The sequence below is a fragment of the Pandoraea sp. NPDC090278 genome (genome assembly GCF_044772185.1).
GTDB lineage: Bacteria > Pseudomonadota > Gammaproteobacteria > Burkholderiales > Burkholderiaceae > Pandoraea.
Genome location: NZ_JBIVYJ010000002.1, coordinates 795,155 through 805,367, shown reverse-complemented (window position 1 = coordinate 805,367; position 10,213 = coordinate 795,155). Strand labels below are relative to the sequence as shown.

Below are 10,213 nucleotides of genomic sequence, written 5' to 3'. Positions count from 1 at the left end.
AGTAGCAGTAGCAGTAGCAGTAGCAGTAGCAGTAGCAGTAGCAGTAGCAGTAGCAGTAGCAGTAGCAGTAGCAGTAGCAGTAGCAGTAGCAGTAGCAGTAGCAGTTCGGAAGTCTTGTAGTTCTCGTTGTTCCGCTTTATCCGCAGTAGCAGTTCAGCAAGTCGCAGTATCTGTAGTTTGAAGTCTGCATCGCTGTACACGCATCAACCGCAGTCCTGTAGTTCAGAAGGTCTCGCATCACCGCAGTACCCTGCAATATCCAAGCAATAGTCAAGCAGCATCAAAGCAATACCCAAGCAATACCGCAGTTGCAGTTCGTAGTCCCGCAGTACTCATGCTGTATTCCGGCGCTTGTGCGATGGCCGGATGGAGAGTCAGCCCTCCCTGCTGTTACGAGGCATCGCTCTCACGCGTTAGTGCCGTACCGCCGCCTACGCAGCACTCAGGCGGCGGATTGCGCGCCCACAGCCTCGTATTGCCCACGCGTTACTTAAAACAACCCGACGCCACGATCAGACATCGCGTGCATCGGCGGACCGAAATCGTCTTTACCCTGACGACGTTTCGTTCGCTCGACGTGTCCGCCATGTACGCCATACAGGCCCGATCCCACGCAGTCGGATCCGGCTCGCCTGCGTTATCGCGTGGGCGTTTGGCATGCGCCTACCCGCGCGTCATGCCCGATGTATTGAAAAAGAGAAAATTGAAAGTCATGAACACCGACCCAGAGCGCATTACCCTCACCATCAGTCTGCATCCGAACGACCTGAAGCAACTCGATCACGCGTGCCAACGTGTGGGCATGCGCCGTGAAGATTTCTGTGTACTGGCCACGCATCTGGAAGGCGCGCGCGTGCTTAATGGAGAGGGTCTGGCCGCACTGGCCCGTCCGTTCAATTTCGCCGCCGGTCTGCCTGCGGCGCTGCGCGGTGCGTTCGCGCGTCTTTGCACGCGTTGAGTCGCTGAGCCTGAGTCGCTGGACGTCAGGCGCTATACGTTTTATCTGTACCGCCGGTAGCGTCGTCGCGATCCGGCGCAGCCCCTGCGCCGGACAGGCCGAACGCACCGGCTTCAAGCACCACCATTCCGTCGCGCCCCTGACGTTTGGCCCGATACAACGCGCGATCGGCCTGCTGAAGCCAGGCCTGCGGGGTATCGAAAGCGCTCGAAAACGGCACCAGTCCGATGCTCACCGTGCACTCCGTGAGCGACACGCGAAGCGCTTCGTCTTGCTGCATTTGCGCTTCTGCCTGCGCCACGCGGGCGCGCAAATCGGCGAGCAGCCGGTGCATCAGATCGCGCCCTGCGACTTCGCCAGTGTTGACCAGCACGGCACCGAACTCTTCCCCGCCATATCGCCCGACCGCATCGATCTCTCGCAGACGCTGGCGCAGTAATCCGGCAAAACGTCGCAGCGCCGAGTCGCCTGCTGCGTGGCCGAGCGTGTCGTTGATGCGCTTGAAGTGATCCAGATCCATCAGCACCAGACACGCCGGTTGCCCCGTGCGTGCGCAATGCTCGTGAACGTCGGCCAGCCGCTGCTCCCACGCCCGTCGGTTGAGCAGACCTGTCAGGCCATCGTGTCGCGACAGATACTCCATTTCCCGCGACCGCTGCGACAGCTTCTGCGCGACGTCATACGTCACTTTGCCGAGTGCGATGGGATACAGAACCAACATCGGCAAACTCGTGATGACGTTGAAGGTATCGGACGCCGGTGCCCAGAAGAATCCAAGCAAGGCGATCCCGATCAGTCCGCCAACGACATTGGCCAGCAGCCCCTGAAGGAAAAGCCGTACGCCGCCCGCGCCGATGTTGTCCATCGACATCATCGCGAGGACGACGACGCTCGGCAGCAGATTGAACTGCATCGCGGCGACCCAGAAGCCACCGAATGCCGCATCGATCATCAGATTCGTGCGCTCGGCGCGGTAAGGGATCGGACGCGACAGCGCGAGGACACAGGCCAGGTGCGGCCAGACGAAACCGTGGAAGATCACCATCGCCCACAGCCACAGCGGCGTGGGCGGATCGAGTCGATAGAAGACGCCTGCGACACAGAAGAATCCGATACCGAGACCGATGGTCCGTAGACGGTAGATGCGTCGTACGAAACGCTTGCCCTTGCCTGCGATGGCGGGATCGATACCGGCAGCGGCAGACGCCGAAGCGGCGGCCTCCGTCCCTCGGCGTTGTGGCGTGCCGTCGGCGCGCGCGTTGCTGTCTTGCTGACTCACTGACACCATGCTGCTCCGATCGACACTCACGAACCACGGACCACGAATCAAGAACGACGGACTACGAAATGCGCGCACGATGCTTTTCGCATCGTGGGGCCGGGCGTTGTGCTTCGTGTGTGCGAAGACTTCGGCAGACGCTCGTCGCCAAGGCCCGGAGGCGCCATTCTACCTGCGGGCAACGTCGGTGAGCGATTCCGAAGCGCATGGCGTTGCGAGGGGTGGCTGTGGACTCAGACGTCACGTCCGAAATCCCTTATCGTTTGTCTGAAATTCACTATGCGACGGATACCTTTAGGGCGGACAATTTGCCTCAGTTCGCAGGTCACCCGCCGGTCGGCCACCCGACCGGCACATCGCATACATCATGGCTAATTTCATTCTGCCGCTGACCGCAGTGCTTATCTGGTCGGCCAACGTGATCGTCAACAAGCTCGCCGTCGGTCACATCTTCCCTGCCGAAATCGCCTTCCTGCGCTGGTTCGCCGCCGCGTTGCTGCTCACGCCGCTTGCATTGCCCGCGTTGTGGCGCGCCCGCCGTCAATTTGTGCCGCATATGGCGCAGTACGCCACCCTCGGCGTGCTCGGCATGGCGATCTATCAGGGGCTCGCTTATTCGGCGGCGCATTACACGAGTGCCACCAATATGGGGATCATTCTGGCGCTGCTGCCCCTCACGACGCTCGCGCTGGCGGTCATGCTGCTGGGCGATGCGCTTACTGCCGGTGCGCTGGCCGGTGGCTTGCTGTCGATCGGTGGCGTGCTGCTGGTCGTCGGGCACGGCTCGCTGCTGCATCTCGCCGATCAAGGCATCGGTGTGGGCGACGCCATGATGGTCGCCGCCATGCTCGCCTACGCCGTCTACTGCGTGCTGCTGCGCAAATGGCATCTGCCGCTTGCGCCGCTGCCGTCGCTGTACGCCCAGATCATGTTCGCGGTCGTTGCACTTCTGCCGTTCTATCTGATCTCGGAGAAGGCAGGCGTTTCGATGGACAACCTGCCGGAGCTGGCCTTCGCGACGATTCCGGTGTCCATCGCTGCCCCGTTTATCTGGATGATCGGCGTCGCACGCATCGGCCCGCGTCGCGCGACGGTCGTCATCAATCTGGTGCCGATCTTCACGGCGCTGATCGCGGCCTTCGGTCTCGGAGAGCATCTCGCCGGTTACCACCTCTTTGGCGGCGCGCTGATTCTCGCGGGGGTGGCACTCGGAGAGAACTGGCATCTGCCGATTCGTAAAGCGCGTGAACCGATGCCCGTTGTGACGGATGAATTGGGAAGCGTCCGATAAATTCTGCGCTTTTAGCGTCACCGACTCTTTATAGAGGCCCGCCCGTCACGCATGGGGAGGAGAGCGATATAACGTCGCAGGGCGCGGGGGGATTGATTACGCTGTGTGACTCGTCAACGGAGTTCGCCATGCAAACCAATCCACTCGCCCTGTTCGGAGACCATCTGGCCCGCTTGCGTAAGGCGCGCGGCTGGTCGCAGGAGAAGCTTGCCCTCGAGAGCGGTCTGGCACGCTCGTATGTCAGCGGTATCGAACGGGGCAGACGCAATGTCGCCCTCGTCAACATCTGCGTGTTGGCCGACACGCTGGGCGTGCCAACGTCCGAAATGCTGCGTTTTGCTCAAGCCGCCGCAGGCAATGCAGAAGATGCAGCGATGGCCTCCGAGCGCACGCCGCTGCCGCAGATCAGCCGATCACTGTGCAAGCTGGAGAACCGCGATCAGGTCTGGCTCGCTGAAATCATCCGCAGTCTCAGCTCACGCCTGAGTCACGCGGCCCCGCCGTCCGCCACAGGCGCCTACGCGCAGTCTTCCCACGGCACGGCGTCCGCCGGAGCGCATGCGGGTGCATTCGACGATGACACGCCCGACAACGGTGGGGACATGGACGCCGGATTTCCCGTCCGCCATCAAACGCCCTCCACCTCGCCCACCCACTACCCCGTAATTTCGAAAGCGTCTTCAGACGCCAATGTGACGCATGCCGACGCGCACGCAAGCGAAGTCCCTCACCGCATCGGCGATCCGGACCGTCGGCAGGACGGTGAAATGGATCGATCGCCTCGCGCGGCCGCAGCGCCAAGCACGAACGCCGTGGCGCAAGAGGACCCACTGCGCTGGCCTGCCAGCAGAGAAGAACGCGAGTGAGGACGCGAATGAGGGCTCGAACGAGCGATGGTCGAAAGCTTGCGCCATCGCCACGTCATTAGTGCTTAGGACATCGCGCAAAGTCCCCCGGCCACACGGAGGGCGTTGCGCGATGATTCGTCTCGTAAAAGTGACTGATTAACCTATTAAAAATAGCCGCTCTTGCGCGGACCGCGTCGTCACCGGACGAAGAGAACGTGGCGACGTGTGCGTCAACGACGACAGGAGCGACAGCGCGTCGACGCCTACCGCAATTCCACGAGGCCCGACACAATATCCGGCTCGGCTCGTCATCATCGAGTGACATCCCAACGCGGAACCTTTCAGAATCCCCGCTCTACTTCTACCGGTCAGACCAGTGTCACACTGCGCGGCGCTGGTTGACGGGAGGGCGACACGGCGCCGCGCAGCGCGTCGGTGCAGTACGGCGGTACGCGAACTAGCGCCACCACCACCGTCGCAACGACTGCATTCGTTGTGCCTTCTCCGAAAGTCCGCAAAAAATCTGCGCGACGCTCCCGGTAGTTCGTGCCTCACAAACGAGGGACACCCGAGGCACCGTCCCCGATGCCGGATTTTTGTTCCAATCTTCTCGTCCCGAACAAGGAAACTTTTTTATGGACACCAATTTATTTCGATTCGGCAGACATCTCGCCGGTTTGCGCAAGAAGTACAACTGGGCGCAAGACAAGCTTGCGCTGGAGAGCGGTCTCGCACGTTCCTATCTGAGTGGTGTCGAGCGCGGCAAACGCAATATCTCGCTGCGCAACATCTGCATTCTTGCCGACACGCTGGGGCTGCCGCCGCATGAGTTGCTGGCGTTCGACTCGTCCAACGGCATGGCGGCCGATATCGGCGCGAGCGTGTCGGTCCCTTGCGATCCGTATCCGTCGCTCAATCGTGCCATGCAGAAGTTGTCCGACCGCGATCAGGCGTGGATGGCCGACCTGGTCCGCACCCTGAGCCTGCGACTAGGCCACGGGTTGTTGCGTGACGAATGAGCGGGAAAGACGCGCCCGGCAGCGAGCGCATATGACAGGCGAGGCGCGGGCGGCAACGTCTGGGGAGGACGCCGGGCCCGACGCTGCGCTCGCCGGATCAGTCGGTGCCGAGGAAGGCGTCGACCGCGCGGTGAAAGGCGATCGGATTGGCGAGGTTCATGCCGTGCGACGCGTCCTGAATCACCATGCGACGGGCTTCGGGCATCGCGTACGCCAGCGCGTTGAGCACGTCTGGATACGGCGCGGGACTCTCCGCTCCGCCCATCAGCAACACCGGCGCGTGGAGTGCGCCGAGGGCGTCGATCGGCAGCGGCGTGCGCGGCTCGGCGACTTGTCCGATCAGGGTGCGCGCATTGTCGCGCACCATCTGTTTGAACCACGGCACCATGCGACGCCACGTGTCCGGACCGCTCACCGTATCGATAAAGAGTGCGAGACCGCCGTCGATATCGCCCGCTTCGATGGCTTTCAAGGCCGCTTCACGGAAATTGCCGCGCTCGCTGTCGAGCGGAATCTGCACCGGGCCACCGCTGATCTCCACACCCGGGTCGGCGAGGATCAGCGAGCGGACGGTGTCGGGTGCGAGCAACGCGGTGCGCAGCGCGACATAGCCGCCGCGCGAATGGCCGAGCACATGGACAGGGCCGACACCGAGTGCCGTGATGAAGGCCGCGAGGTCTTCGGCGTGTTGCTCACCGGAGAACTCACCGTCGTGGCCATTCCAGGCTTCGGGAAAATAGTGACGCAGGCTGACCGAGATGACGCGTCGACGTTGCCCCAGCGGGGCCATGTTCGGCTTGAAGTATCGGTAGTCGCAGAGCGAACCGTGAACCAGCACTAGCGGCGCGCCGACAGCATCGGCGGGGGCAGGGGTTTCGACGTAGGCCATCGGGTAGCCGTTGACGTCGATCGTTTGCGGTGCAGGAACCGGCATGGGGATACATCAGGTAAGACGAAGGCGTCAGTATACCGAGCTTGCAGCCCCTTTGCTGCGCCGCACCACGGGCCTGGCGGGCTTGAGGGGGCTGACACGAGACGCCGCACCGCCTGGTGTATGCTTGCGACTTTCTTCAATCCTGCGGTTTCCCGGCATGGCGCTCAAAGCCACTATCTATAAGGCCGAGGTGCAAATCACCGACCTCGACCGTCACTACTACGCATCCCACAACCTCACGATTGCGCGTCATCCGTCGGAAACCGACGAGCGCATGATGGTGCGCGTGCTCGCGTTCATGTTGTACGCGCACGAGCGTCTCTCGTTCGGCAAGGGCATCTCCACGGCCGACGAGCCGGACCTGTGGGAGCACGATTTCGGCGGCGATATCGTTCGCTGGATCGATGTCGGCCAGCCGGACGCCCGTCGTCTGGTCAAAGCGGCCGGCCGCGCCGAGCATGTCGACGTGATCGCCTACGGCGGCAAGCCTGCCGCCGTGTGGTGGCAGACGACCGAGAAGGAAATCAACCGTCTGTCGAACCTCACCGTGCGGATGCTCGACGACGAATCCGCCGAAGCCCTGACGGCACTGGCGTCGCGCACGATGCGCCTGCAATGCACGATTCAGGACGGCGAAGTCTGGGTCGCAGACGACAGCCACAATTTCGCGGTGAAGCTCGAAACGCTGCGCGCGGCCACCCGCGCCTGAGCCCCCCGGGCTCAGGCCTCGCCCCAATACATGGGCGAGCCTAAGCTGCGTTACACTTGACGTTAACGTAAATCGAGTGAACGCAGCTGTTGCGACGGCACGCGTCCACCCACGCCTGCCGCGCACCTCATGGACATCCTGATCTTCTCTCCGGACGGCAAGACTGCCGCCTATGAAACCGGCCTCGCCGAGCATCTGCCGCAGGCCAACATCCGTGGCTGGCAGCCGGGCGACACCGCTCCCGCCGACTACATCGTGTTGTGGAAGCCGAACGCCGAAGTCCTGCAACCCCGTGAGCGTCTGAAGGCGATCTTCAACATGGGGGCGGGCGTCGACGGCGTGCTTGGCGCGCACGGCGAGAGCGCGCACCGTCTGCCACCGGGCGTTCCGCTCGTGCGCCTCGAAGATGCGGGCATGGCCGACCAGATGGCGCAATACGTCAGCGCCGCCGCGCTGCGCTACTTCCGCCGCCTCGACGACTTCCAGATCCAGCAAACCGAAGGCCAGTGGAAATTCCAGAAGCCGAACCGGCTCGCCGACTTCCCCGTCGCGGTGCTGGGTTACGGCACGCTCGGCGCGCACGTGGCCAAAGCGCTGAAGACCTTCGGGTTTCCGGTGCGCGCGTGGAGCCGCAGCGAGCGTCACGACGACACAGGCATCACCCTCTATCACGGCGCGCATGGCGATTTGGGCTTCGACGCCTGCGTGTCGGGCGCACGCATTCTCGTCAACCTGCTGCCGCTCACGCCGCAAACGGTGGACGTGCTGAACGCCGACCTGTTCGCGAAACTCGCGCAGGGCGCGTACCTGATCAACGTGGCACGCGGCGCGCATCTGGTCGACGACGACCTGCTGGCCGCCCTCGACTGCGGCCAGATCGCCGGTGCCACGCTCGACGTGTTCCGCACCGAGCCGTTACCGGCCGAGCATCCGTTCTGGCGCGCCCCGAAGGTCACCGTCACGCCGCACATCTCGGCGCTGACGCTTCGTGACGAGACCGTCGCGCAGATCGCAGGAAAGATTGCCGCGATGTCACGCGGCGAAGCCATTACCGGCATCGTCGACCTGACGCGCGGCTACTGAGCGTACGGACGAGCGAACCCACAAACGACTGAGCCGCCACCCGAACGCGTCGCGGCCGATCCCCACCAGACGAATTAGAGGAGACCGATCCCCATGTCCGCATCTCATCTGCCGCAACGTGTGAAAGTGGTTGAAGTCGGCCCGCGCGACGGCCTGCAAAACGAAAAGCAGCCCGTCGCGACGGACATCAAGATCGCGCTGATCGACCGTCTCTCGGCCGCTGGCTTCGCCAACATCGAGGCGACGTCGTTCGTCTCGCCGAAGTGGGTGCCGCAGATGGCCGACGGGGCCGAAGTCATGGCGGGCATCGCGCGTCGTCCGGGCACGATCTATTCGGTGCTCACCCCGAACATGCGCGGCTTCGAAGGCGCTGTCGCCGCAAAGGCGGACGAAGTGGTGATCTTCGCCGCCGCGAGCGAAGCCTTCTCGCAACGCAACATCAACTGCTCCATCGAAGAGAGCATCACGCGATTCGAGCCGGTTGCCCGTGCGGCCAAGGACGCCGGTCTGCGTCTGCGCGGCAGCATCTCGTGCGCACTCGGCTGCCCGTATCAGGGTGAGGTGCCTGTCGCAAGCGTGGTCGACGTCGTCAAGCGACTCGCCGCACTCGGTTGCGACGAGATCGACATTGCCGACACCATCGGCGTCGGCACGCCCACCCGCACGCGCGAAGTCATGGACGCCTGCGCGAAGGTGTTCCCCATCGAGCGTCTGTCGGGACACTTCCACGACACGTACGGTCAGGCGACGGCCAACATCTACGCCGCACTGCTCTCCGGCATCTCGATCTTCCATTCGTCCGTCGCCGGTCTCGGCGGCTGTCCGTACGCCAAGGGTGCGACCGGCAACGTGGCGACGGAAGACGTGCTGTATCTGCTGCAAGGGTTGGGCATCGAGACGGGCATCGATCTCGAAGCGGTCGTGCACACGGGCGACTTCATTTCGCAAGCCATCGGCCGCCCGAACGCCTCGCGCGTGGGCCGCGCCATGCTCGCGAAGCTGAAAGACGCTGCTGCCTCGACTAATTAACGCCTGACACGCCCCCACGGCCCCGACCGACCCGACCATGAGCGACACGCCACAGATTCCCGAATCCGCCGACGAACATCAACTGCCCGAAGGGGCGCGCCACGTTGCGCGGCTGCTCGCTGGCATGGGCCACGACCAGCCGATCGTGCTGCTACCCGCCACCGGCAAGACATCGGCGGAAGCGGCCGCAGGCCTGGGCTGCGAAGTCGCGCAGATCGCCAAGTCGATCATCTTCCGTCGCGCGGCCGACGACACGCCGGTGCTCGTCATTGCCAGCGGCATCAACCGCGTGGATGAGAAGAAGGTCGCCGCACAAGTGGGCGAACTCGCCCGCGCCGACGCCCGCTTCGTCAAGGAAAAGACCGGCTATTCGATTGGCGGCGTGAGCCCGATCGGGCATGTCGTCTCGCCCGTCACGCTGATCGACGAAGACTTGCTGAAGCTCGCGAGCCTGTGGGCCGCCGCCGGGCACCCGCACGCCGTGTTCAACCTCACGCCGCAGCAGTTGGTGGCGATGACGGGCGCACCGGTCGTCGACGTCGCGCTGCGTAGCTGACGACGCGCGGTCGACGCACCGTCACCACTCACAAGAACAAGGAGACCTGCCATGCCGAGCCCCGAACTTGTGCCGGGCCTGACATTCGAGTGGACGTATCGCGTGCCGAAGAAGGCCGTCGTCCCCGAACTCTACGACGATGTCGAACTCTGCCGCGACATGCCTGCGGTGCTCGCCACAGGCTATCTCGCGGGCATTCTCGAGTGCGCGTGTCTTCAGGCGATCCGTCCGTATCTGGACTGGCCGCGCGAGCAGTCGCTCGGCACGCTCGTCTCCTTCACGCATCTGGCGGCGACACCGGCAGGCGACACGTTGCGCATCCGCGGCAAGCTGATCGACGTCGACGGACGCACGCTGCGCTTCGAAGTCGCCGCGTGGGACGGTCTCGACAAGGTCAGTTCGGGCACGCACGAGCGTGTCATCGTCGATCAGGAACGCTTTCACGGCAAATTGCGCGAGAAAGCGGCCAAGCTCGGCCTGCCGATCTGAAACCGACACCCCACGCGC

12 protein-coding genes are annotated in these 10,213 nt (G+C 63.6%); 10 read left to right on the top strand and 2 right to left on the bottom strand.

The window, feature by feature from the left end; all coding sequences use genetic code 11:
* Together ACIQWO_RS11985 and ACIQWO_RS11980 are read left to right on the top strand one after the other, a co-directional pair.
* On the top strand, window positions 1–181 hold a 181-nt coding region (locus ACIQWO_RS11985; RefSeq protein ID WP_402823662.1), incomplete at its 5' end, for a hypothetical protein.
* Window positions 182–712: 531 nt separating this feature from the next.
* Complete coding sequence (locus ACIQWO_RS11980; RefSeq protein ID WP_150575275.1) at window positions 713–958, top strand: hypothetical protein; 246 nt, start codon at window positions 713–715, stop codon at window positions 956–958.
* Window positions 959–983: 25 nt separating this feature from the next.
* Here ACIQWO_RS11980 and ACIQWO_RS11975 read toward each other — a convergent pair whose 3' ends face one another.
* Window positions 984–2,246, bottom strand: a complete 1,263-nt coding sequence (locus ACIQWO_RS11975; protein WP_402823659.1) for a diguanylate cyclase — start codon at window positions 2,244–2,246, stop codon at window positions 984–986.
* Window positions 2,247–2,604: 358 nt separating this feature from the next.
* Here ACIQWO_RS11975 and ACIQWO_RS11970 point away from each other — a divergent pair, with 358 nt between their 5' ends.
* From ACIQWO_RS11970 to ACIQWO_RS11960, 3 genes are all read left to right on the top strand, one after another.
* Window positions 2,605–3,528 (top strand): DMT family transporter, encoded by a 924-nt coding sequence (locus ACIQWO_RS11970; RefSeq protein ID WP_402823656.1) that lies wholly within the window; start codon window positions 2,605–2,607, stop codon window positions 3,526–3,528.
* Between the two features lie 128 nt (window positions 3,529–3,656).
* Window positions 3,657–4,394, top strand: coding sequence for a helix-turn-helix domain-containing protein (locus ACIQWO_RS11965; protein ID WP_402823653.1), 738 nt, complete (start codon window positions 3,657–3,659; stop codon window positions 4,392–4,394).
* Window positions 4,395–5,011: 617 nt separating this feature from the next.
* Window positions 5,012–5,395 carry a helix-turn-helix domain-containing protein gene (locus tag ACIQWO_RS11960; RefSeq protein WP_402823650.1) on the top strand — a complete coding sequence of 128 codons (384 nt, stop codon included), beginning with the start codon at window positions 5,012–5,014 and terminating at the stop codon, window positions 5,393–5,395.
* A gap of 97 nt (window positions 5,396–5,492) precedes the next feature.
* On the opposite strand, the gene ACIQWO_RS11955 is transcribed toward ACIQWO_RS11960, so the two are convergent.
* Complete coding sequence (locus tag ACIQWO_RS11955; RefSeq protein ID WP_039395148.1) at window positions 5,493–6,329, bottom strand: alpha/beta fold hydrolase; 837 nt, start codon at window positions 6,327–6,329, stop codon at window positions 5,493–5,495.
* A 157-nt stretch (window positions 6,330–6,486) separates the two neighbouring features.
* Between ACIQWO_RS11955 and ACIQWO_RS11950 the strand changes: the two genes are divergently transcribed.
* From ACIQWO_RS11950 to ACIQWO_RS11930, 5 genes are all read left to right on the top strand, one after another.
* Entirely contained in the window at window positions 6,487–7,038 is a 552-nt protein-coding gene (locus tag ACIQWO_RS11950) for a YaeQ family protein (RefSeq protein WP_402823646.1), read from the top strand.
* Between the two features lie 129 nt (window positions 7,039–7,167).
* Window positions 7,168–8,121 (top strand): 2-hydroxyacid dehydrogenase, encoded by a 954-nt coding sequence (locus ACIQWO_RS11945; protein WP_402823643.1) that lies wholly within the window; start codon window positions 7,168–7,170, stop codon window positions 8,119–8,121.
* Window positions 8,122–8,214: 93 nt separating this feature from the next.
* A complete protein-coding gene (locus tag ACIQWO_RS11940) occupies window positions 8,215–9,150 on the top strand; it encodes a hydroxymethylglutaryl-CoA lyase (RefSeq protein WP_402823641.1) in 936 nt (311 codons plus the stop codon).
* Window positions 9,151–9,187: 37 nt separating this feature from the next.
* Window positions 9,188–9,706 carry a YbaK/EbsC family protein gene (locus ACIQWO_RS11935; protein WP_150736537.1) on the top strand — a complete coding sequence of 173 codons (519 nt, stop codon included), beginning with the start codon at window positions 9,188–9,190 and terminating at the stop codon, window positions 9,704–9,706.
* 51 nt (window positions 9,707–9,757) lie between these two features.
* Complete coding sequence (locus ACIQWO_RS11930; RefSeq protein WP_150575266.1) at window positions 9,758–10,195, top strand: thioesterase family protein; 438 nt, start codon at window positions 9,758–9,760, stop codon at window positions 10,193–10,195.
* Window positions 10,196–10,213: the final 18 nt, after the last annotated feature.